The sequence below is a fragment of the Pedobacter miscanthi genome (assembly GCF_003315595.1).
Lineage (GTDB): Bacteria > Bacteroidota > Bacteroidia > Sphingobacteriales > Sphingobacteriaceae > Pedobacter > Pedobacter miscanthi.
On record NZ_QNQU01000044.1, the window covers coordinates 1 to 25,472 of the forward strand.

Annotated in this window: 26 protein-coding genes; 10 read left to right on the forward strand and 16 right to left on the reverse strand. The window is 39.0% G+C overall.

Annotated elements, in window-relative coordinates; genetic code table 11:
- Positions 1-324 precede the first annotated feature (324 nt).
- Together DRW42_RS27410 and DRW42_RS27415 are read left to right on the forward strand one after the other, a co-directional pair.
- Positions 325-1,821, forward strand: coding sequence for a sensor histidine kinase (locus DRW42_RS27410; protein ID WP_158544415.1), 1,497 nt, complete (start codon positions 325-327; stop codon positions 1,819-1,821).
- A complete protein-coding gene (locus tag DRW42_RS27415) occupies positions 1,818-2,543 on the forward strand; it encodes a LytR/AlgR family response regulator transcription factor (protein ID WP_113952053.1) in 726 nt (241 codons plus the stop codon). The genes DRW42_RS27410 and DRW42_RS27415 overlap by 4 nt, the downstream gene beginning before the upstream one ends.
- On the opposite strand, the gene DRW42_RS27420 is transcribed toward DRW42_RS27415, so the two are convergent.
- Positions 2,540-3,133 (reverse strand): 2OG-Fe(II) oxygenase, encoded by a 594-nt coding sequence (locus DRW42_RS27420; protein WP_113952054.1) that lies wholly within the window; start codon positions 3,131-3,133, stop codon positions 2,540-2,542. The genes DRW42_RS27415 and DRW42_RS27420 overlap by 4 nt on opposite strands.
- 107 nt (positions 3,134-3,240) lie before the next feature.
- Here DRW42_RS27420 and DRW42_RS27425 point away from each other — a divergent pair, with 107 nt between their 5' ends.
- The 4 genes from DRW42_RS27425 (at position 3,241) to DRW42_RS27440 (ending at position 6,621) form a co-directional block, all read left to right on the forward strand.
- Positions 3,241-3,990 (forward strand): peroxiredoxin family protein, encoded by a 750-nt coding sequence (locus DRW42_RS27425; RefSeq protein WP_158544416.1) that lies wholly within the window; start codon positions 3,241-3,243, stop codon positions 3,988-3,990.
- A gap of 8 nt (positions 3,991-3,998) precedes the next feature.
- A complete protein-coding gene (locus DRW42_RS27430) occupies positions 3,999-5,000 on the forward strand; it encodes a phosphotransferase enzyme family protein (protein ID WP_113952056.1) in 1,002 nt (333 codons plus the stop codon).
- Positions 5,001-5,062: 62 nt separating this feature from the next.
- Entirely contained in the window at positions 5,063-5,926 is an 864-nt protein-coding gene (locus DRW42_RS27435; RefSeq protein WP_113952057.1) for a dienelactone hydrolase family protein, read from the forward strand.
- Positions 5,927-6,315: 389 nt separating this feature from the next.
- Positions 6,316-6,621 carry a GIY-YIG nuclease family protein gene (locus tag DRW42_RS27440; protein WP_113952058.1) on the forward strand — a complete coding sequence of 102 codons (306 nt, stop codon included), beginning with the start codon at positions 6,316-6,318 and terminating at the stop codon, positions 6,619-6,621.
- A 571-nt stretch (positions 6,622-7,192) separates the two neighbouring features.
- Here DRW42_RS27440 and DRW42_RS27445 read toward each other — a convergent pair.
- The 14 genes from DRW42_RS27445 to DRW42_RS27510 form a co-directional block, all read right to left on the reverse strand.
- Complete coding sequence (locus DRW42_RS27445) at positions 7,193-8,155, reverse strand: hypothetical protein (RefSeq protein WP_113952059.1); 963 nt, start codon at positions 8,153-8,155, stop codon at positions 7,193-7,195.
- Between the two features lie 7 nt (positions 8,156-8,162).
- Entirely contained in the window at positions 8,163-9,260 is a 1,098-nt protein-coding gene (locus DRW42_RS27450; protein ID WP_113952060.1) for a toxic anion resistance protein, read from the reverse strand.
- Positions 9,261-9,287: 27 nt separating this feature from the next.
- Positions 9,288-9,902, reverse strand: coding sequence for a TerD family protein (locus DRW42_RS27455; RefSeq protein ID WP_113952061.1), 615 nt, complete (start codon positions 9,900-9,902; stop codon positions 9,288-9,290).
- Between the two features lie 4 nt (positions 9,903-9,906).
- Entirely contained in the window at positions 9,907-10,461 is a 555-nt protein-coding gene (locus DRW42_RS27460; RefSeq protein WP_113952062.1) for a TerD family protein, read from the reverse strand.
- A 2-nt stretch (positions 10,462-10,463) separates the two neighbouring features.
- On the reverse strand, positions 10,464-11,300 hold the full coding sequence (locus DRW42_RS27465) for a phosphoribosyltransferase family protein (protein ID WP_113952063.1): 837 nt from the start codon (positions 11,298-11,300) through the stop codon (positions 10,464-10,466).
- On the reverse strand, positions 11,287-11,991 hold the full coding sequence (locus tag DRW42_RS27470; RefSeq protein WP_113952064.1) for an HAD family hydrolase: 705 nt from the start codon (positions 11,989-11,991) through the stop codon (positions 11,287-11,289). The genes DRW42_RS27465 and DRW42_RS27470 overlap by 14 nt, the downstream gene beginning before the upstream one ends.
- Positions 11,992-12,077: 86 nt before the next feature.
- Positions 12,078-12,893: a TerC family protein gene (locus DRW42_RS27475; protein ID WP_113952065.1), complete on the reverse strand. Its 816-nt coding sequence runs from the start codon at positions 12,891-12,893 to the stop codon at positions 12,078-12,080.
- A 151-nt stretch (positions 12,894-13,044) separates the two neighbouring features.
- Positions 13,045-14,064 (reverse strand): WD40/YVTN/BNR-like repeat-containing protein, encoded by a 1,020-nt coding sequence (locus DRW42_RS27480; RefSeq protein ID WP_167437831.1) that lies wholly within the window; start codon positions 14,062-14,064, stop codon positions 13,045-13,047.
- Between the two features lie 6 nt (positions 14,065-14,070).
- Positions 14,071-14,502, reverse strand: a complete 432-nt coding sequence (locus DRW42_RS27485; RefSeq protein ID WP_113952066.1) for a DUF2147 domain-containing protein — start codon at positions 14,500-14,502, stop codon at positions 14,071-14,073.
- Positions 14,503-14,603: 101 nt separating this feature from the next.
- On the reverse strand, positions 14,604-14,981 hold the full coding sequence (locus DRW42_RS27490; protein ID WP_113952067.1) for a DoxX family membrane protein: 378 nt from the start codon (positions 14,979-14,981) through the stop codon (positions 14,604-14,606).
- Positions 14,982-15,585: 604 nt separating this feature from the next.
- On the reverse strand, positions 15,586-16,002 hold the full coding sequence (locus DRW42_RS27495) for a VOC family protein (RefSeq protein WP_113952068.1): 417 nt from the start codon (positions 16,000-16,002) through the stop codon (positions 15,586-15,588).
- Between the two features lie 162 nt (positions 16,003-16,164).
- Positions 16,165-16,572 (reverse strand): hypothetical protein, encoded by a 408-nt coding sequence (locus tag DRW42_RS27500; protein WP_113952069.1) that lies wholly within the window; start codon positions 16,570-16,572, stop codon positions 16,165-16,167.
- A 13-nt stretch (positions 16,573-16,585) separates the two neighbouring features.
- Positions 16,586-17,092, reverse strand: a complete 507-nt coding sequence (locus DRW42_RS27505; protein ID WP_113952070.1) for a DinB family protein — start codon at positions 17,090-17,092, stop codon at positions 16,586-16,588.
- Between the two features lie 2 nt (positions 17,093-17,094).
- Entirely contained in the window at positions 17,095-17,589 is a 495-nt protein-coding gene (locus DRW42_RS27510; RefSeq protein WP_113952071.1) for a DinB family protein, read from the reverse strand.
- Positions 17,590-17,722: 133 nt separating this feature from the next.
- On the opposite strand from DRW42_RS27510, the gene DRW42_RS27515 reads away from it, so the two are divergent.
- A complete protein-coding gene (locus tag DRW42_RS27515) occupies positions 17,723-18,682 on the forward strand; it encodes a GlxA family transcriptional regulator (RefSeq protein ID WP_113952072.1) in 960 nt (319 codons plus the stop codon).
- Positions 18,683-19,846: 1,164 nt separating this feature from the next.
- On the opposite strand, the gene DRW42_RS27525 is transcribed toward DRW42_RS27515, so the two are convergent.
- Positions 19,847-20,716, reverse strand: coding sequence for an AraC family transcriptional regulator (locus DRW42_RS27525; RefSeq protein WP_113952074.1), 870 nt, complete (start codon positions 20,714-20,716; stop codon positions 19,847-19,849).
- A 325-nt stretch (positions 20,717-21,041) separates the two neighbouring features.
- On the opposite strand from DRW42_RS27525, the gene fucP reads away from it, so the two are divergent.
- The 3 genes from fucP to DRW42_RS27545 all read left to right on the forward strand — a co-directional run bounded on the left by fucP (position 21,042) and on the right by DRW42_RS27545 (position 25,135).
- Positions 21,042-22,352, forward strand: a complete 1,311-nt coding sequence (gene fucP, locus DRW42_RS27530) for an L-fucose:H+ symporter permease (RefSeq protein WP_113952079.1) — start codon at positions 21,042-21,044, stop codon at positions 22,350-22,352.
- A 179-nt stretch (positions 22,353-22,531) separates the two neighbouring features.
- The gene (locus DRW42_RS27535) at positions 22,532-24,169 is read left to right on the forward strand and encodes a UxaA family hydrolase (RefSeq protein ID WP_113952075.1); all 1,638 of its coding nucleotides are present in this window, start codon (positions 22,532-22,534) and stop codon (positions 24,167-24,169) included.
- A gap of 183 nt (positions 24,170-24,352) precedes the next feature.
- Entirely contained in the window at positions 24,353-25,135 is a 783-nt protein-coding gene (locus DRW42_RS27545) for an L-fucose dehydrogenase (RefSeq protein WP_113952077.1), read from the forward strand.
- The last annotated feature ends 337 nt before the right edge of the window (positions 25,136-25,472 follow it).

Below are 25,472 nucleotides of genomic sequence, written 5' to 3' on the forward strand. Positions count from 1 at the left end.
ATTTATAACACTAAGTTAATAGCATTGGTGTCTCCACGAACAGAAACTAAAATAAGCAGTTACTTCTGTATCACGGATAAAACTATGTGGAATGGTTCGTGAGGACACGAACCATGGAGCGAAGCATGATATTACTTTCATCATGAAAAACATAGCTTTCATCATGTAAATTTTAAGCTGACCATAAACTTTATTAGTTTTAATGTTCTCACGATGAAATTAAAATTTACACAGGCCTGGGTTCGTGTCATCACGAACCGAAACTAAAATAACAAGAAAAGAAAATGGTTCGTGAGGACACGAACCATGGTCATTAAACATAAAATGCTTAATATAAAAAATTTAAACTTCAGTTATCAATACCAGGATTTCTTCATCAATGTTGGTTTAGTGTTATGGATTGCCATCTTCAATACCTATTCTTTATCAAGTAACGTTTGGTCAAATTATGCCAGCAGCATTCTGGCTTTGGGCTTTTGTTTATTACCTGTACTCATCTTCTCTTTCATTAAATCCAGATTAAAACAAACCTTAAATAAAAAACGATATGCCATTTACCTGGGCATGTGCTACTTCATCCTCTTACCTGTTTTTACAGATATTGCATCTAATCTAAAAATCGGGGCACTGGATAGTTCCGTTTTTATTTCAACAGCTTTGGCTGCACTAACACTCGAACTGATGCTGATTGCCAATCAATATTACCAGAAAAAAGTGCAGCATATTAAATGGATCAAGAAAATCGGTCTGGAAAATGCTGTATTGATTACCATCATTTTACTGGCCGCAACCATTTCAGTTATGGCGGTATCGAGTTTAGAAAACCCCATTTATCAAAGAAAAGGTTTCCGCTTGGTAGGTTTTGAATTTGACATGAAAATGCTCCTGCATAATTTCGGCACTTTTTTGGCTTTCTTTTCACAATTCCTGATCATGTACCTCTGCGGATACCTGCTTTTTTTTATCAACAGCAGGTTTCTGGTTTCAAAAATCCTTAAAGAAAAGGGGCTTTTGATTTATCTCTTCACACTTTCTGCCACCATTGCCGTTCTTTACCCCTTTTTGGCGCAGATATTAATTTCATTACCCATTAATACAGTTTTTGGGAGGAGTATATTTGTGGCCAATCCTTTCGAGCTTGAAAATGCTTTTGGTGCCTTTGCCATTATGCTCATCAGTTTGCCCGTAGTTTTGGCCCTGCAGTGGGGAAATCAAAATAACAGGATTCTCGCCCTGGAAAAAGAAAAATCGCAAACTGAACTCGATTTATTAAAACAACAGCTCAATCCGCATTTCTTTTTTAATACCCTGAACAACCTGTATGCATTAAGTCTGCAAAAATCGGAGAAAACCTCCGAAAGTATCCTGCAGCTGTCAGAATTAATGCGTTATACCATTTACAAAGGACAGGAAAAAACAGTTAAACTTTCGCAGGAACTGGATTACATCGACGATTATATACAATTACAACAAATCCGCTTACGGAAAATGCTGCATTTTGAGTTCGATAAACAGATAAACAATGATCAGATGGATATTGCTCCGCTTCTGCTTATCGTTTTTATTGAAAATGCCTTTAAACATGGTATTGAGCCTGCTGAAGATGCTGCAACATTAAAACTTTCGTTAGTTAGCGATCAACATAGTCTTATATTCACCTGTGAAAATTCTTTCGACCCTGAAGAAATAGAAGAAAGCAAAGGAATTGGTCTGGATAACCTTAAAAAAAGGCTCGAGTTGCTCTATCCGAATCGGTATGCTTTGCATATCAGCTCAATTGATAATATCTTTAAGGCTAAACTAAAATTGCAGCTAACATGAGCTTACGTTGCTTAATTGTTGATGACGAACCGCTTGCCCATGGCGTAATAACCGAATATGCAAAAGATATTCCTTTTATTACCATCGCCGGGCATTGCTACCGCGCTACAGAAGCACTTGATTTTTTGAGTAAGCAACAGGTAGACCTGATTTTTCTCGATATCCGGATGCCGAAACTAAACGGTCTGGATTTTTTAAGAGCGTTGCAGCACAAACCTCTTGTAATTATTACTTCGGCCTACGAAGAATATGCTTTGGAAAGTTTCGACCTGGCAGTTTGTGATTACCTTTTAAAACCCTTCAGGCTCGACCGCTTTTTGAAAGCTGTTAACCGCGCATTAGAACTTTACCAGTTTAAAAAACAGAACCACGCTGTTGCCGATATTGAAAAAATAACCCAAAAATCCGAAGCCCGGATTTCGATCAAGGTAGATAAAAAGCATATCCTGCTCAATATCGAAGAAATACAGTTTCTGGAGAGTTTGGGCAATTATGTAAAGGTTTGGAAAGACAAAGAATTCTTACTCACTCCACGAACGTTAGGCAGTTTTGAGGAGCAATTGCCATCAGGTTTTATCCGGATCCACAAATCCTTTATCCTCAATAAAAAATATGTAAATTACCTCGAGGGCAATACCATTGTGCTCAAAAACGGTGAGGAAGTGCCAATTGGTAAAAACTTTAAATGCATTATCAAACAACTCCTCAATATGGAGGATTAACCGGTTTTTAACCAGCCGGTAATACTCATCCGCTGTTTATTGGTGAGCAGTACTTCGTGTGCTAAGTCAGAACTTTTGAAGAAAACGCTTTTACCGTTATCAGGTGAAATATTCTGCTCCTCATCTGCATGATAAATGCGTAACTCTCCCCCATCTTCTGGCTTCCAATCGGCATTTAAATACATAATCATCGAATATTGCCTGCTGCCGTTGTGCTGGAACTGATCGATGTGTTTTTTATAAAAAGTTCCTTTTTCGTAAAGCGTATAATGAAATTCGTAACCGGTGATACCGGTATAACAGGTTTGATTTAAATAAACTACAAATTCGTCCATCAGATCGAAAAAATCGTTCTCATATTGATTTTCGTGTTTTCGATCCAGCCAGTAAATCACATCGCTCCGGATCAGTTTATCCTGGTTAACAATCACATTATTCCCTATTCCTGCATTTAAAAGTTTCTTGTTTTCAAACAGGGTAATCAGGTTTTCTTTAAGATGGGCTGCCAACGAAATGCTTAAAAAGTTTTCTGCAATCCCAACTTTATCTTCGATAAAACTATCAATAAGGCAATCAAATATTTTTTCCAACAGATTGGTTTAAATCTTAAAACAGAATGCCTAAGGCTGGTAAGGTAGTCTTAATTAATGGTTAAGTTTAAAACTAAATGTTAAATTGCATGTCGAAACCAAATCCTATGAAATATCTGATTACACTCTCACTGCTTTTGGCCTGTTTTTGTCTGCGGGCACAGGATAGCATAAAAACATTACGTACAACAGGCGGAACTATAAGTCTGAAGGGCGGTATGATCCCCAAAACGGATACCAACCAGGTATATTATGATGAAAAAGGGAAAGCACTTCGTCATTATCAGTATGATAAAATATTACGTACAGGAGAATACAGGCTGGTGCCGAGCAGCGACAGATCTTTGCCGCAGAAAATGGTTATTACAAAGTTGAGCGAGGAAGAGATCAACAGGTTTAATGCTTTGATACGAGAGAGCACAAAAATCAACACCCCTTATGTTTATGAAGGCAAAAAACTGGACTTAGCACCTTTAACAGCTTTTTACGAACAAAATAAGATGGAGAATAAGGTAATTCTACAAATCTACTGGTACGCCGGTTGTAGCACCTGCACCGAAAAATTTGCCGAAATAAGTGCTTTTGTAAAAGAACTGGGCGATCCGAAGGATTTATTAATTTTAGCCATCACAACCGATGATAACGATGTGGCCGTTAAAAAATTAAAGGAACAACCTTTACGTAATGCCGAATTGATCAGTTCGGGAAGGGCCGTTTCTGATGCCTACCAATTTACGCGTTATCCGGTGTATATTGTTTCGGATAAAAACCAGATCATTAAATATGCCGTTGTGGGTAGCTCGAGGTTAACCATCCCCGATTTAAAAACAGCAGTTAAAGCTGCATTAGGCAAATAAATCAATAGATGAATTTCTTCCCAGCCCAATACTCTACCTTATCAGCCGCTGCACTAAAAGATTATTTAATCGGAGCTTATGGTTTGGATCCTGCCACAACATGCCGTTTATTGATCAGAAATGTAAGTGATACCTATGTATTAGAAAACGGATCTCAAAAATACATTTTTAAGATTTACCGAGATGCCCACCGGAAAAGAAACGAAATTGAGGGCGAGGTAGAATTGTTAAACATATTAAAAGCAAACGGAAATCCGGTTTCTTATCCTTTGACAGATGTTAAGGGTGAACAGATACAGCAGTTTAATGCCATTGAAGGTTTAAGAAATGGTGTTTTATTATCTTTTGCAGCGGGAAAAGTAATTTTGGATCTTGAGGATAAACACCTTATCCGGTTAGGTTATGATATGGCCACACTCCATCAAAGTACTTATGCAATTAAGCTAAATTATCCCAGACCGGTTTTCAACTTTGAAACTACACTATTTGAACCTTTGAGGTATTTAAAGCTCCATTTTGCTGAAATGCCCGGGGAATTTGAATACCTGACCAATTTAGCCGGCAAAGTGGTAAAAAAGTTTGAAGATTTTGATACCTCAACCTTCAGTTATGGTTACTGCCATTATGATTTCTTCCCGAAAAACTTCCATTTCGACGAGCAGGGAAACATTACCTTTTTTGATTTCGATTTTGCCGGCGAAGGTTATCTGATCAATGATTTAATGACTTTCCTGAACCATTATTTCTTCCATCAGCTCAATAACCTGATTACTAAAGAACAGGCTGCAAAAGATTTTGGTACTTTTTTAAAGGCTTATCAGGAAGTAAGGCCATTAACCGGTGATGAGTTGAAGGCCATCCCTTATCTGGGAATCACCTTTCATATTTTCTTCCTCAAATTTTTTTACGATAACTACGATGACTGGTCGAATGCTTTTTTAACGCCGCGGTACACCAAACACCGTGTGGAGCTGATCAAAAAATGGGAAGAACTGTATTGTAACTTTTAGGCAAGGCTAGGGTAAATCTCGAGCACCTTGTTTATCTTGTAAGGTAATTCAAAATCAATGAGATGGATCAGAAAATAATCAACCTGTACGATGAGTACACCCACAGTCAGATCGGCAGAAAAGATTTCATGAAAAAGCTGGCCATCCTGGCCGGCAGTACAGCTTTGGCAATGACGATTTTGCCCATGCTCGAAAACAACTACGTGGCAGCAGCAGGTTTTAACAGCGACGATATTGAAGTGGAAAACATTACCTATCCGGGTGTTGATGGCGAGATAAAAGCTGTTCTGGCAAAACCTAAAGGAAAGAAAAATCTGGGCAGCGTGTTGGTTATCCACGAAAACCGTGGTTTAAATCCGCATATTATTGATGTAACCAAACGTGTTGCAGCCGAGGGTTTTATTGCACTGGGTGTTGATGCACTTTCGCCGCTTGGCGGAACACCTGCCGACGAGGATAAAGGCCGGGAGCTGATCGGCAAACTGGATCCTGAAAAAAACCTGCAGAACTATTTAAAAGGTTTAGAATACCTACGCAACCGCAAGGATGGAAATGGTAAAGTAGGTTGTGTTGGTTTTTGCTGGGGCGGTGGTATGGCTAATAAACTGGCTGTTAACGATCCGAAACTACAGGCCGCAGTTGCCTACTATGGCGCACAGCCCAATGCCGTCGATGTACCAAAAATTAAAGCGAGTATAATGCTGCACTATGGTGGTTTGGATGAACGTATTAATGCTGGCATTCCGACATACGAGCAGGCTTTAAAAGACAATAAAATCGATTACAAACTTTACATCTACGATGGAGTGAACCATGCGTTTAACAATAACACCTCACCAACACGCTACAACGAAGCAGCTGCAAAACTGGCCTGGAGCAGAACAATTGAGTTGTTTAAACATAAATTGGCAGTGTTGACGAGGTAGGTTTCCTTCCAATTCGTCATTTCGAGCGAAGTGCAACGTAGCCGAGAACCACGAAGTGCTCAGCGAAGCTAAATCTATCTTGAGTACACTTCCGAGATAGATTTCTCCGTTTCGCTACCGATGAAAAACCGGTACGCTACAGTCGATATGACGACTTGGAATAAGAGATGAAGGCTTTGGATGCCATTCCCTTAAGCCCGTCATTTCGAGCGAAGTGCCCACTCAACCCGTCATTTCGAGCGGAGTGCAACGTAGTCGAGAAATCTATCTCGAGTCAGATTTCTCCGTTAGCTACTGATGAAAAGTCGGTACGCTAAAGTCGAAATGACGGCGTGGGATAAGAGGGGACGTTTTTTGAAATAACTACTTTTTTCCTTAAATTCATTAATATGGAACTCGGTGGATGGATCTACATCATGACCAATTATGAAAAAACTACATTATATATTGGAGTAACATCCGATCTAAGAAGCCGTATTTACGAACATCAGAATAAAACTTATACAAATTCTTTCACAGCTAAATACAATTTGATTTATTGCGTCTATTATGAAGCTTTTCTGTCAATTGAAGAAGCTATTGATCGGGAAAAGCAAATAAAAAAATGGAATAGATCAAAGAAAGATGCGTTAATAAATAGTTTTAATGAAAATTGGGCTGATTTGACAGAAATTATAAATGAATGGGATGAATAAAATATTAACTATTCATTTCAACAGAGACTTCCACTTAACCCTTCACTTCGAGCGAAGTGCAACGTAGTCGAGAACCACGAAGTGCTCAGCGAAGCTAAATCTATCTTGAGAACACTTCCGAGGTAGATCTCTCCATTCCGCGATGCTACAGTCGAGATGACGTTTGGAATAAGGGTGGTATTTGAAACTACTATCTAGATGGTGCTACCTGCCAAGCCGTCATTTCGAGCGAAGTGCTACGTAGTCGAGAACCACGAAGTGCTCAGCGAAGCTAAATCTATCTTGAGTACACTTCCGAGGCAGATTTCTCCGTTTCGCTACCGATGAAAAACCGGTACGCTACAGTCGAAATGACGGCGTGGAATATGGAATAAGAGATGACGCCCCAGATAGCGTTTCCCCTCAACCCGTCATTTCGAGCGAAGTACAACGTAGTCGAGAACCACGAAGTGCTCAGCGAAGCTAAATCTATCTCGAGCATACTTCCGAGATAGATTTCTCCGTTTCGCTACCGATGAAAAATCGGTACGCTACAGTCGAAATGACTGCGTAGAATAAAAACCCTGCAACCCTAAAACAAATCCGTTTTAAGCATAGTCTTCAATATATTCGATTGGACATCGAAATTATTAAGGTGGTTTAAGAAATTGATATCTGATATTTTATGATAACTATCTTCCAGCAGGTTCACTACCTCATGCGGAATGGCAGTTTTTAATACTGCCGCATTGCTTTTCAACTTATCGTTTTTGTATTGAAGCTCCTGCACGATCTTTTCTTTCTCAGAAAGGTTAGTAGAAGTATCCAGATCTTTCAAAATGGCTAAATCGCAGAACAGGAACAGGTTTCTGCTTGGAAAAAACAGATAGTAGTCATCTGTTTCTAAAAACTTATATACCTCTATTACCTGTTCGCCTGATTTTAAACCGATATAAAATTCGGTACGGAAATCGTATTTACACAGTTTCCCCATCAGTTTCTTTTCGATAATGGCATATACATTGGTATACACCTGCCTATTCTGAAAGTTGATCAGTTGGGCAAATTGATCGGTGCTCAGATCGAAATAAAAATCGGCGGCATATTTAGAGCTGAAAACGTTGATGTTTTTAGAGAAAGGGAATTCGCTACTTAAATCAGAAAGTACGGAGAACAATTTCCGCAGCGACAGGTTTACTTTAAGCGATTGCTTTTGTTTATCCTGCTGGAAACTTTTCTGATCTACCACCGTTCCCGCCATCCTGTCGATCAGTTCTTCATTGAGATCGATCTCATCATAAATGAGCGATACATTTTTTTCGTTGCTCTTTTTAATTTTTTTGAGCAGTTCGATAACACTATCGGTAAACTGAAGGTGGAACAGATCGAGTTTTTCGATTTCCAGTTCTTCGTTATTCACAAACAGCTGATGAATAACCTGGCTACGCAGGTAAATTTTATAAATTACCTCATCATCAAAAAACACAGAGAGCAACTGTAAACGGTTGATCTCTGTGTTCGATTTTTTGATAATATTTAAGCGGTATTCATCCATAGATTATTTAATTCACCCTCGTCACGTTCTTTTTCAACTCTGTTTCCAAAGTTTTAAGTTCGCCATCCAACACACGTCTGCTCTGTGCACCAGCCTCATGGATCTGTTTCACCTCGTTAAGTGTTTCAATCAATGATGACGTGGTCTGTTTTAAGGTTTCCAAAGATACCACAGTTTTTTCATTTTCTTTGGCCACATCAATACTGTTCTGCTTTAGCATTTCTGCATTTTTCTGCAAAATGGTATTCGTGGTATCCGAAATTTTCTTCTGCATCTCTACATTGGCTTTTTGCCTTTGTAAAGCAACTGCAATGGTCAGCTGGTTTTTCCATACCGGGATGGTGGTAGAAACAATCGACTGTGCTTTTTCTGCGATAGAAGTATTGTTGTTTTGTACCACACGGATCTGCGCCAAAGACTGTAACATAATAAAACGTACAATCTTCATATCGGCCAGTCGCTTATCCAAACGGCTGATGAAATCCCTTAAATCGGCAATTTCATAATCCTGATAATCGGCAGGCCTGCCTTCCATTTCAGCCAGTTTGATGTTCAGTTCGTTATATTTTAACTGACCCGCAATGATGAGTTCTTCCATCTGGTGGATATAACCTACATTACTATCGAACATGGTTTGCAGCGAGCTATTATCTTTTATTGAATTTAACCTTCCGGCTTTGATTTTGTTGGTGATTTTATCAATGTTGTTCACCACTACATCGTATTTCTGGAAAAGTTTTTTAACATCAACCACCAAATTCTTTAAAAACGGAATTTTAGAGATAAAACTCTTAAAACCGCTCTGTTCAAGTTCAGATACGTCGATGTAATTCAGTTCGGTTAGCAGTTCATTAATTAAACCGCCAACTTCGCCGCTGTTATAGGTACGTACAGACGATAAAAATTCGTTACTGTATTTCTCCATTGAATTTTGGGCATCGCTACCGTAATTAAGGATAGAGTTTACATCCGAGGGTTGAAGCGATTTTCCAATTTCCTGGTATTTGGCTGTTTCCTCTGTGGTTATTTTTTCGAGGTTGATATTACCATCTTTGTCTAGCTTAACCGGTGTAAGCACCTCGGGAAGATTAGGGTTGGTTTCCATAGTTTATTATATGATCGGCTTTGCGGCCTATAAATAATTTTGGGTTACAGTTTTAACGGTTTCTTCCAGTTTTCTATCTTTGGTTGGTTCGCCGATGGCATTAAATTTCCATTCGCCGTTTTTCTTATAGAAAACACCCATTACCATCGATACGTGACCGGCAAAGTTAGATCCGTTAGCAATATCGTATTTGGCAAAAACTTCGTTTACACGTTTAGTTGTTCCTTCGTAAATGCGGATGGATGCAAAAGGAATTGTTCCGAAATCGTGACCTCTAAAGCTGTTCAGCACAAAAGCCACATAACTTACGTTGGCATCAAGCTGGGCAAAATCGAGTGTAATTACCTCGTTGTCTAAACCATCATCACCGCCCATATCGCCTGTTAAATCATCGCCGCTATGTTTTACCGATCCGTTTTTAGATTTCAGGTTACCAAAGTAAACCACTTCTAAAAGCTGTTTGTTTTCGTTGTATAATGCACAGCTTCCGTCTAAATCAACGGCTTCTTTAGAAGATCCGAAACCGAAAAGACCTTTCTTTTCGATAGCGCCCCAGTTAATACCCACGCAAACATTCTGAAGTTTGCTACCATTGCTTTTTTCAAGACTGATACGCTGTCCTTTTTGAAGATTGATTGCCATAATATTATTGATATTTGTTTAAATAATCCTGTAAACCACCTTTCATACCTACGCCTACTGCCTCAAATTTCCATTGATTTTCGCGTTTGTAAATCCTTCCGAATTCTACTGCGGTTTCGATAGAAAAATCTTCTTCCAGTTCGTACTTTAAAATCACTTCATTGGTTACGGCATCAAAAATACGGATGAAAGAATTTCTCACCTGCCCAAAGTTCTGTCTTCTGGTTTCTGCCTCATGGATGGTTACCACGATACAGATTTCGCTTACCTTACTGTCTATTTTCGTCAGGTCGATTTTAACCTGTTCGTCATCGCCATCGCCATCTCCGGTTAGGTTATCACCAGTGTGCTCTACAGCACCATCAGGAGAAACGAGGTTGTTATAGAAAACAAAATTTTCGTCAGAAACCAGTTTTTTCTGGTCGTTTAATATAAAAATCGAAGCATCTAAATCGAATGCAGAACCTGTAGAAGAGCTGTTGGTATCCCAACCTAAACCTATTGTAAATTTAGGGGCATTGATATTTTCCCTTTGCCCCTTTTGCAGATTAATAGCCATATTTAAATTAATTTATAGTTGTTGTTTTTGATATAGTCTTTTATAAGAAGTAAGTTTTTAGAATAAGCCTCTATGGTATGGTAATTATTACCGAGCGAAAGATCGTAAAGCTGATTAATAAAATCGGCATTTCTGCGCTCCAGAAATATGGTAAAGCTGCTCGAGGTACTGTTTAAAATGTATTTAACGATACGGGTATTGAAACAGAAATTGCCACCGTCTATAATTTCTTCGAGATCGAAAATAGATTTGATCTGGTGGTAATTCAGAAAGTTTTCTACGTTGGGATGGATATTTTTGTTTACCAGTTCGGCAAAGTAGAGCATGTGCATTTCGTTGCTCAGGCCATATTCCTTCGCCATTTTCAAAATCATCCTTTCGTGACTTCCGGTAATTTTGATATCATCCAGAAACAAAAGTGTTTTTCCGGCCAGAAAATCCTTATCGATATGAAAAGAGTCATTCCCGATCAGCGAAAGCCTTTCTTCGGCACTTAATTCGCCATAATCTTCCTTATAGGTAATGGTGCGGTGTACTTTGGTTTCCTGTACGGCCAGCCCACCATTTTCTACCAGCCAGCGGTTAAGCTGGCTCACGAAATAGTTTTTCATGGCAAAAGTTGCCGTTGGGATAAAGCTGTAAGGACTTGATATCACCACAATCTGGTCGGTAATCAGGTTATCGACCAGGTAATAGCGGATAAAGCCATCGGCAAGGGCTTTACCGAAGGAACGGGCTACCAGATCATCGCCAAACTTAAAGCGGCTGTAATCGTCGGCACTAAAACCGAAATCGGTTGTATTGTCGATTTTGTGGAGTGAATAACTATACGGTATCATAGAGTAGGTTTGAGATAGATAGATTGTTGGAATTGATGAGCATACTGTTAATCCCCATGGCTTCGGCCCCGCGCACATCAGCATGCGGGTTATCGCCAATATGGATCACATCCGATAACAATAAATCAGGATGTTTTGTTCTGTCGATCGTATCCAGCATCAGCTGAAAAAAGCCTGCACTGGGTTTCGACATGCGCACTTCATCCGAATAAAGCTGAAAATCGATGTACTGACCGATGCCCAGGTGATTGATCACTTTTTTTAAGGTTTTACCTTTAATAAAACCGGTATTGCTTAAAATATTGGTGGTACTGTTACCCGATTCCTTGATTTTAGCCAGCACATCTAAACAGTTATCGCAATAGAGCTTTGGTATATGTGTAAACACTATCTGCTCCATATCATGGTCAAGCTGCTGCAGGTCTACATCACTGAAATTGAAATCGTAATCGTTGATCATGCTGATGATCATTAAATACATTTCTTCGGCATCAACATTTTTCCCGGCCTTCTCGTTAATGGCATTTACCATTAAATCAACCTGGCGGAAAGTGACGGCAATTTCTTCAACAGTTTTATTTTTACCGTTAAAGTTCCGGTAAAAATATTGTACCCGTTCCTGTTTATACGTGGGATTGGATTTAATCAGCGTTAACCAAAGATCGAATGAGTAATGTTTGTAAAAAGCCATTTGCACCTGTTTCCTAATCTGTTTAATATGTCCCGATATTTACCGGGAAGGTTTGTTTAAAGATTTATCACAGATAAGCCTTAGTTTTAAGATTTATCCAATACATCTTCGGCATCTTCCGAGATCACGACATCACTTTTATGTTTTTTAGGGAAGTTGAACAATAAAGAACTTAATACCGGCAGAATAAAAATAGCCACGGTGAAAATAGATACAAAAAGATCTGTTCTTTCGCCTTCGATGGCATGCGAAATCGGCGATTCGGGATAGAAATGCGTAAATAGCGACGAAGTAAGTTTAATACCCAATACGCCAATTACGATGAAAGCCACGGTTTCTAAAAAAGTAAATTTTTCCATCAGCTTTACAAAAGCCTGGGCAACAAAACGCATGGCCAATATCCCGATAAATACACCAATATAAATTAGCCAGATATGATCGGTAAAAGCAACAGCCGCAAAAACGTTATCGATAGAGAAGGCCAAATCCATTACCTCTACCAGGGCAACAGTTGCCCAAAAAGTTCCAATTAAACCTACTGTTGATTTATATATCCAGCTTTTGCTTTTATCTACTTCCTCTTCTTCATCGTTGTTTTTACTGTTCTTTTTCCTGAAATAATCGAATGCAAGGTATAACAGGTATAAACCGCCAAGTGGCTTTAACCACCAGATTTTAACCAGCCATGCAGCCAGGAACAAACAGATACCCCTGAAAACGTAGGCCCCGATAATACCATATTTTAAAGCTTTATCGCGCTGGTTCTTTGGCAAATCCATAACCATGGTAGCCAAAACGGCGGCATTATCAACCGAGAGCAAACTTTCGATTACAATCAGGTTTAAAATAATTAATAATCCGGCCTGTATATCATCACCTAAAATTGTGTGCAGAAAATCCATTGAGCGTGTGTGTTTTTTTAATTAATGTTTTAGTTTTCATAGCAAAGAAACAAAATTTTATCATTTCTGCTAATCAATCTGTTTATTTTAGCTATTGTTTTTATGGTTAGAACGACAATTGTTAAAATTGTTACGTTGCCGGCATCAAATATCAGTTCGCAATCTCCAGTTGATACACCGTTCCCTTTTCTCCTGCCAGAACAACCTTATTTCCTTTTTTTGCTTTTTGAACCGAATTAAAACTTTTATTCGAAATGTGTTTCCAGTTGCTGCCACCATCGGCAGAGATATCGGTACCTGATGTACCGGTGGCAATTAATGTTTTGGAGTTGATGTAAGTTACACCCGACCGGTATCCTAAAACCGGACTAACGGGCTTTTGCCAGGTTTTACCTCCATCGCTGGTTAACAGCACGTTATTGGCATTTTCTTTATCTTTTAGATAATTCCCGCCAACCGCAACACCAATTTTGTCATTCAAAAAATCGATAGAGAAAGGCCCCGTGCTGTTTTCGCCCTGTAAAATAGGGCATTTAAATACCTGCCAGCTCTCTCCGTAATCAGGTGAAAAATAGATATTGGATACCGTGCCCCCGGTAGCAATCCAGGTTTTACCGCCAGGTAATGTTTTTATGGTTGTACCACTGGCCGCAAAACTCGCCTCTCCTTTGGTTAAATCACTTTTTAAATTAGCGGTAATGTTCTGCCAGCTTTTTCCTGCATTGGTAGTTTTAAGCAGCTGTAATTTATTATTGATCGGATCGCCGAAAATAATCCCTTTGTTTTTGTCCCAAAAGCCGGCTCCATCCAAAAAAATGGCCGTATCTGTATTTTTATAATGTTCTGTCCAGCTTTCTCCCCCGTCGCTTGTTTTAAGGATATAAGCGGGCGATCCGGCATTTACAATAATCGCATTTTGATCATCGAAAGCTTCAATATCCCTGAAATCGACCTTTTCATAACCTTTTGGCTGTATCCATTTCCAGGTTATACCGCCATCGGTACTTTTGCCCACCGAACTGTTGCTCCCGCTTACCCAAATCACCTGATCGGATACCACACTTAAACCACGTATGCTGGTTTTAGTGCCCTCGGTTAAAGGTTTAATATTATATGATTGAGCGGCGCAAAAAAAAGGTGCCATTAAAAGGCACCATAGTAATTTCTTCATTGATTGTTATTTAACCCGTCTAAAAGTTTCTGATCTGCCTAACAGCGAAATGCCTACATAACCACGGATGTTTAATACATCGGTACTTTTTAAGGTCATATTGCAGCTGTAAGTTTTACCACTTTTCGGATCATAAATTGTACCATCAGTCCATTTTCCGCTATCGTAAACAAAGTCTTTTAATATCTCTAAGTTCAGCAAAGCTCTTTTCTGTAAGTTTTCATCAGGGTTTTTAACATCTAATTTAGGTTTACCGTTGATGTTTGGCTCCTTTATCCATGCCAGTTTACCGTAAAACTTATCGCCTTTTTTATAAATCTCTATCTGTCCTTCTCCCGATGGATTAAGCCATTTACCTAAAATAGCATCTTTGTTCTGTGCAAAGGCAGAAAATGATACCGCTACAAAGAGCAGCATTAAAAATGGTAGCTTTCTCATATTTTTTATTTCTAGTTAGTTTTTAAAGATAATGAATTACACCTTATATCGAAACACTAAATAAAGCGAAAAAGTATGAGAAAGTTTTTAAATCTGAAAATTTACTTTGAAACGATCGGCAGGTATTTAGCCCTGTAAGCATAAAACAGAAACAGGTTAAACAATAACATTACGCCTACCATCGGCAAATCTTTCGGACCTAAAAATGCATGGTAGAGGAAAATGTTTAAAGTAACCGGAAAGATAATAAGAGCTGCCAAAGGAGCTGTACGGTTAATAAGCAACAATATTCCTCCGAGAAGTTCAGTTACTTTGATCAGTGGAAAAAGATAAACAGAAGCCATTATCCCTGTCATGAAGCTGGTTTGGGCAGGCGTCATTTCTGGTGCCTTTGGCATTAAATTAAGAAAAAAGCTTACAGAAGCAAATAGATACATGGCGGCTAAAAGCACGCGGACAACAATTACTGCAATTTTCATATTGGTTAAGTTTTAGTTTGTATTTTAAAAATAATATTTTTTGTTCAATTTATTATTGGTTCATTGGTTTGTTGGTTTATTGGTAATTGGTTATTGGTTATTCGTTATTGGTAATTAATTGGTTAACTGGTTAATCGGTTAATTGAAGCAAATAGTTTATTGATCATTCGTTCATTCGTAAATGTACCCCTAAAAGTTACCGTCATTTCGAATTTGAATTTATTGTGTAAAAATCAATATGATTGACAGATGGTTAATACAGTTACCCCCCGCAATTCGTCATCTCGATCGAAGTGCAACGTAGCCGAGAACCACGAAGTGTTCAGCGAAGCTAAATCTATTTCGAGTTAGATCTTTCCCTACCTGAAGCAGGCGAGCATTCCACTGCGTTCCAGTCGAGATCACGTTTTTTTTGAGCCTGTCAATGGTAGAGGAGCCGAGAAATCTATCTTAATGTCCTTAATCCGTTAATGGTCAATTATTAAATAGCTATACTGCATTTATAAATAAAGCATATTCTTTTATAATAACTCGCTTTAACAGTTCCAGACTAAGGACTAAAGACTCACGACTTCGGACTCCAAGCTCCCAACGCCAAGCTTACCTATTTATAATCATAATTCACCATCCACTGGATCCCAAATTTATCAGTAGCCATACCGAAAAGGGCATTCCAGAATGTTTTTTCCAGTGCCATCGTTACCGTGCCTCCGGCAGATAAACCTTCAAAAAGTTGTTTTGCTTCTTCCTCGCTCTGTGCATCAACCGAAATTGAGATAGCTGTTCCTAAAGTAGAGGGTGGCATAGGTGCAGTAATATCAGTTCCCATTAAAACACCGCCCCCAATAGGTAACGCGATGTGCATTAGTTTCTCCTGATCGCTCGCAGGCATTCCATCACAGCCCGGCGAATCTTTAAAGCGTTGTACAACCAAAAATTCGCCTCCAAATACTGATTTGTAAAAGTTAAATGCTTCTTCGGTGTTACCGTTAAAATTTAAATACGTGTTAAGTGTTGCCATTTTTATTTAGTTAATTGGTTCATTGATCATTCGTTCATTGGTCATTGGTTTATTGGTCATTGGGTCATTGGTCATTGGTTCGTTGGTCATTGAAAATTAGTTACAGTATGATGTAATAGCCTTGCGATTAGTTGGCTTCCAACTGCAGACTTCGGGCTTCATCTATATCCTCGTCAGTTTTATATCCATCCATGGCACCCAGTTTTTACCATCAAACTGTTCCCATAAGCCTTCAATGATATTTCCCTTAAAATTTCCTTTAAATCTTTCTGTATCAGCAAATATTAAAATGATATCCTCATAAATTTTAAGCGTAGAAATGGAAATACATCCATTGTTATCAAACGACTGCGATCTGAAAACATCTTCCATATCATCATAATGTGTAATTTCCAAGGCCTGTATTTTTTTATCACCAAAGCTTACATCCACCTTGTGCGTTAAAAAGAAGTTGCCTTCAACCCATTCGTAGGTATCTGTTCCACTGATAATTTCGCCTGATTTGGTTAAACCTTCAGTTTTCCATTTACCGATATAGGAATTTAATAAATCGAGCCTGTTGTTTCTCATAAATGTAATAAAATCAATTACTGTTTAGGGTATTGTAAATATTCTTTAACTGATGAACGTGACGCTGGGTGTGGTAAATCACGAAATATATGGCCTCAAGCCGGGTTAAAAAACCATATCCTGGCAACTCATAAGCCACACATGTTCTGGTTAAATCAAGGCCTTTTACCGCTTCAGATATCCCTTCCCTGATCTGCTTCAGGTTTTGCATCAATTCTGGCTGGTGATATATTTTATCTTCGGGATAAATCACTTTAGGCGAGTCGTATTTAACATTAAAGTTTAGAAAATCTTTCTTAATCTGTGCAACCATTAAATCAGCAGGTTTATCGGTTTCGGTCACCGGGCCATTAATGACCTGCAAAAAGCCCGAATTAGACAAAATCATGTGTTCGGTTAACTGACCAGCTGTCCAGCTACCTTTAAAAGGCACTGTATTAATCTCGTCGACATCAAATTTTGAGAAAACACTTTCCAATGCCGACAGCGTTTCTTCGGCTTCTACTATTACTTTTTCCATAACTACATATAGTTCATACCTGCATAGCCTAATAATCTTCGCCAAAGGGCAATCTGCCCGATGCAATTGGCTTCGCGGTAAGTGTTAAAACTGATCATTTCGAACAAAGTGATTTCCATGCCCGGGATATTGAGTTTTTCTTCAAGCTGTTCATCCGAAGCCTGAGTTAAAGCCTCCTGCAAATGTGGCGAAATTGCTTGCCAGTCTTTTATTAAGCCGGCCAGTGATGGATAAACCGCATCATCAACAATGCTTTTGTTATTGGCAAAAAGTTCGTCGGTTATGGATGGAAGATCAATCCCGAATGATTTGGCCAGAAAATAGCGTCCCTGAACCACGCTACCCGTAATCCAGGCGATGTGGTTAGCCTTCGTATCCAGTCTTTTTTGCGCATCTTTTTCATCTATCCCTTCCAAAGCCCTCAATAAAAAATCGCTGTGCATTTCGTATAGTACAATCAGGCCGTACATCCTGTTGCTGGTTGGTGTGCTTTTCATATGGTTTAAATTAGCTGGTTAACTTAAAATAAAGTTAGGGCTTAATATTGATGCCTACCCTTGCCGTAAAAGTCAATATTAAGGGGGATTTGAGACAATTTTTATATATTTACGATAAGTAAATTTTAACCAAATGATAGAAATAGGTGTTTTAATACCCCAAAACTTCAGATTATTAAGTGTAGCGGCCATTTTAGATGTTTTTGACACCGTAAATGGATTTTATAGAAAAGATAAACTCGAAACACCCTTTAATATCAGTTTAATTACAGCTGACGATAAAGATTATAACTTTAGCGAACACCCTTGCATCTCTTTACAAAAAGCCACCAACCTTGATCTTATTTTGGTTCCGTCGTTTGCAACAAATGATATTAAGGAATGTATTTCGGTGAACAAAAGTTACATCCCCTGGTTAAACAAACAGCATAATAAAGGGGCAGAAATAGCGACTTTTTGCACTGGTGCATTTTTACTGGCAGCATCGGGTTTATTGGATGGCAAAGCTGCTACCACGCATGTTGATGCCTGTTCGGCATTTTCGACCGCTTTTCCGCAGGTGCACTTAAAGGCAGATAAAACAGTAACCCAGGATGGCAAACTTTTTACCAGCGGTGGTGCAACATCTACCTTCCATTTATTGTTACATCTTTTGCAGATCCACTGCGGAAAAGATATGGCAGTAAAGGTTGCCAAGGTTTTCGCCATTGATATGGACCGCGTAAACCAGTTGTATTTTAGCACTTTTCAGCCCATCCGCCATCATAACGACGAGCTGGTAGCTTCGGCACAGGAAAAAATAGAAAACAATTATCAGGATGTGGCCACCATTGAAGAGATGATTAAAGATATCCCTTCGAGCAGGCGGAATATTGTGCGCCGTTTTAAGCAGGTAACCGGCATTACCCCTATCGAGTACCTTCAGCAAACACGGATAGAAGCGGCCAAAAAGCTTTTAGAACAAACCGCACAACAAATGACCGAAGTGATTTATAACTCTGGTTATAACGACCCAAAAGCTTTTAGAAAAGTATTCAGAAAATCAGTCGGGATGACACCAACGCAGTATCGGGATAAATTCCAGGCAAGGTAATCGTTGTGTTGCCATAATTCATTTTATTTAGTGTAATAGCGACACCAAAAAAAACTAATTAATTAGTTTTCAACATTAAGTATCATTTTGTTAATAATTAATATCAAATAAATGCACTACACTACATTATTTAAGATAACTTAACGTTATAATTACACTAACCAAATAAACTATTTTTATGAGCACATTCCTTTTAATTACTGCGGCATTTTATGTTATTTCTTTTGGATTAATGTTTTACTGCTATGTTTCCGCTGAGCAGATTCCCAGCGATGACGAAAAATTTTAACCAGATTTTTCCCCGTCATCAACATTAACTCTCCTTTTAACCTAATGCATTGGGCTTTATTTCAACAAAGGCGGTAAAATAATATGGCCAGTTATTTTCCCCAAAATCTTAATTATTTATTGTCGATCCACTTGAGCAAATAAGTGGCGCCTCCCGTGTACCATAAAATTGCTGAGATTAAAAATATTGCGATCAGGATCCATAAAATTGGCCATCCTTCAAATTTGTGTTTTGAACCAGGGATATAAGACTCATTAAGTTTATTATGGTCATTTTCCATCCTATCACCCTTGTGTTCCGGTTTCGGATTAGATATATTGCTCATAAAAATATTCAGTTAGAATTGCAAACTTAAGCTATAAACCAATAAAATCGAAATTAGTTTCAACATAAGTGCGATTTATCGCCCACAATGAATAAAATGATCAAAACTTTACGGTTTTGTTAGTTGTACCCGGCAAAATTCTTCGATGATGAACTTTTTTAAAGGAAATAGAGCTGAAAAATTTCCGGATATTTTTTTTAAGCGCAAAACATGTGGTGCTTAATAAACTGTTGTTCCGCTTTTACTTTAAGTCTTCTCCCGTCGAAAAAATCAGAATCCTGGCTTTCGTGCATCCGATAGTTATCAGATCGGGGCAATTCGCTCCGTCACCTCAATTTATTTCAGGGTCTTTCATGCCATTAGCGTAATTTTTATTTTCTGAAGCGCAAAGCCTGTGGTTCTTCGTAAAATCCAGTCCCGCTTTTACTACAAGTCCTCGCTGCGCTGTGGGCTTTCCGTGCAATCGGGGCTATGATTGAAGGGTATCTTCAATAGCTATCGTGATATTTTTTGCAAAAAGATGTAAATCTTAAAAATGGACTTTTTTACGCTACTGCTTCGAAAAAGCCTGCTGATATTTAAGCGGTGTTTTTCCGGTTATTTCCCTGAAATATTTATGAAAACTGGTGAAATTGTAAAAGCCGCAATCGTAACAGATTTCTTTCACCGTTAAATCGTTTTCTATTAAAAGTTTACAGGCCTGACCTACCCTTATTTCGTTCAGAAACTGTGTATAGGTTTTCCTGCTTTTGGTTTTAAAGAATTTACAGAACGAATTCGGACTGATTTTAGCCACCGCGGCAATTTCTTTTAGTTCTATTTTATTTTTGTAGTTGCTGATGGTATAGTTATAAATCGATTGGATCCTGTCTTTTTCATTTTCCAGAAAGTTTGGCTTAAAGCCCAGCGAAACCAGTGTTTTTTTCTCTTCGCAGGTGGCTATTTCAGTGAGCACTTCCAATAATTTAATAATCCGCATTGTACCATTAGCTTCAATAATCAAGGGCATTAAGCTGGCTATCCGCTCTTTTGCCACTCCCAAAAGCTGGATTCCTTGTTTAGACTGCGCCAACATCTTTTTAAGTTCCTGATTTTCGGGTAGGTCAATAAATCCGGATCCTAAAAAATCTTCCTTAAAATGAATGGCATATACATCAACCGATTCTTCTTCCTTTTTTTCAAAAAACTCAGGATCAAAGCGCCAGTAATGAGGCAAGTTATTGCCAAGCAGCACCACATCGCCTTCGCTAAAATTTTTAATGCTATCGCCGATAAACTGCGTTCCCCTGCCTTTTTTAATGTAAATCAACTCTAAAGCAGAATGGTAATGCCACAGGTTGTTTACATCTGGCATCACATCTCTCCGGGCGCTAAAAGAATCTACCGTATTGGTAGATACATTAAGTAAATGCGGTTTCATAAAATCTTAAAAAATCAATCTAATATGCAGTAATATTTCGCAATGTATAAAATTGAGACAATATCATTTAATAATTAGATCATAAAGTTAAATTTTTATTAGCACTTAAGGGTTTAATTTGTAAAGAAACAACTAACCAAAAATATGTGATGAAGGTGGGATTATTTATTTCTTGTTATCTCGAAAAACGCAGGATACGGTTGTTTTCAGCCTGACTTTCTAAAAAGCAGATATTGAACAAACATTAATAATCAGTGCCGGCAATGCACAAAGTTTAACTATTTTTATTTTGGCAGAACCAGCCAAAACAATAAACAAACCAAATATGAGCCATACCACAACAACGAATTTTCAGGTATCCGATACGCCAAAGAACAGCAAAAGTTACCTGTTTCCATTAATTTTAGTTACCAGCCTCTTTTTCTTCTGGGGATTTGTACATAACCTCGATCCGGTTTTAATTCCCCATTTACGTAAAGCCTTTCAATTAAATGTTTTTGAATCTACCCTGGTTGACTCCTCTGTTTTTATTGCTTATTTTTTATTGGCTTTACCTGCGGGTTATATTATGCGTAAATATGGCTATAAAAGTGGCATCATATTAGGCCTTGTTTTATTCGCGGTTGGCTGTTTATTGTTTATCCCGGCCGCCAATACTGCACAATACGTCTTTTTCTTAGGCGCTCTTTTTATCATTGCCTGTGGTTTAACCTTTTTAGAAACAGCTGCAAATCCTTATGTTACCGTGCTCGGTCCGCCAGAAACTGCAACCCAAAGGTTAAATTTTTCTCAATCGTTTAATGGTTTAGCAGCTTTTTTAGCCCCCGTACTGGGTGGAAAATTTATTTTTACCGAAGCTAAATATACCGACGCGCAGTTGGCAAAACTATTGCCTTTAGAAAAACAGGCGTATGTACTGGAAGAGGCATCAACCGTAAAAGCACCGTATTTGATTTTGGGTATTATCATTATTGTGGTTGCTGTTCTCTTTATTTTCACCAAACTACCCGATATTAAGGAAGAAGAAAGCGCCAATGAAAAAAGCTCATTTGGTCATGTATTGGGGCATAGCCATTTACGCTGGGCGGTTATCGGGCAATTCTTTTATGTAGGCGCACAGGTTTGTGTATTGAGCTTGTTCATCAGTTTCGTTACCTCATCAGCAGGCATCACACAAGATGAAGCGAAATGGTATGCAGGTGCAGCAGGCCTGGCTTTTATGTTGGGTAGATTTGCAGGTACATTTTTCATGAGGTTTGTAGCGCCGCACAAACTATTGATGTTATACGCATTAATCAGCGCTATACTTACCCTGGTATCTATTTTCGCAAGCGGAATGATTACCGTTTATGCTTTAATCGGCGTGGCCTTTTTTATGTCGATCATGTTCCCTACCATATTCTCTTTGGGCATAGCTGGTTTGGGCAAGGATACCAAGCTCGGTTCATCCTTAATCGTTATGTCTATTGTTGGTGGTGCATTTTTGCCGCCTGTTTTGGGACTGATATCAGATGCCACACACAATATACAATATGGTTATTTGGTGCCTTTTGTTTGCTTTTTAGTGGTATTCTACTTTGGCTGGAAAGGCTGGAAACCCAACCATATTGAAAAAGAAATAAGTTTAGAGTTATAAAATCATGATGAATATCAGTCGGTTATATGATTATTTTTCACCACAGATACATAGATAAACATGGATTTTTATATCTGTGTGCATCCCCGCCTGAACGGCAGGGCAGGCTTTTTATCTGTGGTTAATAGAGATGATTTAACATGTAATGGTTTCATTAACAATAAATAAATATTATATAGATGAAGAAATTAGTTATCAGGATTAATAACGCTGATAATGTTTTGGTAGCATTACAGGATTTACCCAAAGGAACCGAAATTGTACACGAAGGGATTAGCTACCTTACCGAAGAGGAAATTCCGGCCAAGCATAAGTTTTTTATGCAGGATATGAAAGCCGGGGATGAAGTGATCATGTACGGTGTGCTGGTTGGGAAAGTTCAGTTCGAGCTAAAAGCCGGTATGCGTATGAGTGTAGAAAACACCAAACATGCTGCAGAACCTTTTGCTTACCGCAATGTTGATTTTAAATGGGAGGCACCAGATGTAAGCCGATATGCAGACCGTAAATTTTATGGTTATCACCGTAAAAACGGCGCAGTGGGTACAGCCAATTACTGGCTGTTTATCCCAACGGTTTTCTGCGAAAACAGAAACCTTGATATCATTAAAGAATCGTTATACGGCGAACTCGGTTATGCGGTAGATGCCCAATACAAATCGTATACGCACAAGCTTGTTCAGGCTTACGAAAATGGCGAAAGTATCGAAAACATCAGTTTCGAGCCTAAAACAGGGAAAGCCTACCGCACCTTTAAAAATGTGGATGGAATTAAATTCCTCACACATAACGGTGGCTGCGGGGGCACCCGCCAGGATTCGGATACCCTGAGCAAGTTGCTGGCCGCTTATGCGAATCACCCTAACGTAGCCGGAATTACCGTTTTAAGTTTGGGCTGTCAGCATTTACAGGTGGAAGATTTTAAACGCGATCTTTTAACGCTTGATCCTAATTTTGATAAACCCTTATTAATTTTCGAACAGCAAAAAGCACAGAGTGAAGCGCAATTAATCCAAAATGCAATCAAAAGCACTTTTGAAGGCCTGATGCTAATCAATAAACAAGAACGTACAGAAGCCCCTTTAAGTAAATTATGCGTAGGCGTAAAATGCGGTGGCAGTGATGGTTTTAGTGGTATTTCTGCCAATCCGGCTGTGGGTTACTGTGCAGATTTATTGGTGGCATTGGGCGCAAAGGTGTTATCGGCAGAGTTTCCAGAACTTTGTGGTGTAGAACAGGAAATGATCGACAGATCTGTAGATCAACCCACTGCCGAAAAATTTATCCGCTTAATGACAGAATATGATGACCTGGCGCACAAAGTAGGTTCGGGTTTTTACATGAATCCTTCACCAGGCAACATTAAAGATGGTTTAATTACCGACGCGATAAAATCAGCCGGGGCAGCACGTAAAGCAGGTTCTTCCCCTGTTGTTGATGTTTTGGATTATACTGAGCCTGCCACTAGACCTGGTTTAAGTTTGGTATGTACGCCAGGAAATGATGTGGAAGCCACTACAGGTAAAGCGGCTGCCGGTGCAACGCTTATCCTGTTCACCACCGGCTTGGGTACACCAACCGGAAATCCGGTTTGCCCCACCATTAAAGTAGCCACCAATTCGCTTTTGGCTAAACGCATGAGCGACATCATCGATATCGATACCGGAGCAGTGATTAACGGCGAAAAAACCATTAACGAAATGGGCGAAGATATCCTCGAATATTGCATTAAAGTAGCCAGCGGAGAAGAAATACCAAAGGCTGTGCAACTAAACCAGGATGATTTTATCCCCTGGAAAAGAGGAGTAAGCCTGTAGCGGATGGATGATGGAAGAGGTAAAATGGAAGATGTGGCATAGAAAATCATCAAAAACCACGTCGTCATTTCGACTGAAGCGCAGTCCCGACGTTAAGGCGGGAGAGAAATCTATGCAACTAAATACCCTCTGCTCAAAACTCTTGGCGCTATGCTTAAATAAAAACAAAAATATCCCCCGAATATGAATTTAAATTTAGACGGAAAAATAATACTGGTAAGTGGTGGTGCAAAAGGCATCGGTGCGGCAATTGTTAAAGCTTTGGCCATCGAAAATGCATTTCCGATCATCATTGGCCGAAATGAGAAAGATAACCTGAAAATGCTTCAGGAAGTAAAAGATTCAGGCTTAAAAGCCGACTATTTTACAGCAGAGCTTACAGCACCCGAAAGTTGCAAAACCATTGTTGATGCCATTGTTGAAAAATATAACAGAATAGATGGTTTAGTAAATAATGCAGGTGTAAACGATGGCGTGGGCCTCGAAAGCGGAACTTATGAAGCTTTTATGGAATCACTGCATAAAAACGTGGTTCACTACTATCTTTTAGCGAAGTACGCCTTACCTGCATTGAAAGATAGTAAAGGTTCTATTTTGAATATCGGCAGCAAAACAGCCGAAACCGGACAGGGCGGAACATCTGGTTATGCGGCATCAAATGGTGCCCGAAATGCCTTAACACGTGAGTGGGCAGTAGAATTATTACCATACAGCATCCGTGTAAATGCCATTATTGTAGCCGAAGCCTGGACCCCCCTTTACGAAAAATGGATCAACACTTTTGAAGACCGTGATGAAAAACTGAAAAGCATTACCGATCAAATCCCTTTCGAAAACCGGATGACTACTGTAGATGAAATTGCCAATACTGCTGTCTTCTTATTGTCAGACAAATCGAGCCATACTACCGGCCAGTTAATCCATGTAGATGGCGGTTATGTACATTTGGATAGGGCATTGTTGTAAACACACAGTTTCGGTCTGTGTCCTCGCAGACCGAAACCAAAACAAAACGCGATGGTCTGTGCAGACACAGACCATGGAGTTAATCGTCATTTCGACCGTAGCGGAGAAATCTGCTGTTGAAGGCTTTCCTCCTCATCTCTATTTCTGTCATTCTGAACGCTACCTGTCCCGAATATTCGGGAGTGAAGAATCTTTTTTAACTAAGACTTTCATTTTCGACCTGTTTTGGGTTCGGTTTTCTATCGCTTGCAGATTCTTCGTTCCACTCAGAAGACAACACCTTAAATGGTCTGTGCAGACACCAATGCTATTAACTTAGTGTTATAAATATTTGAAA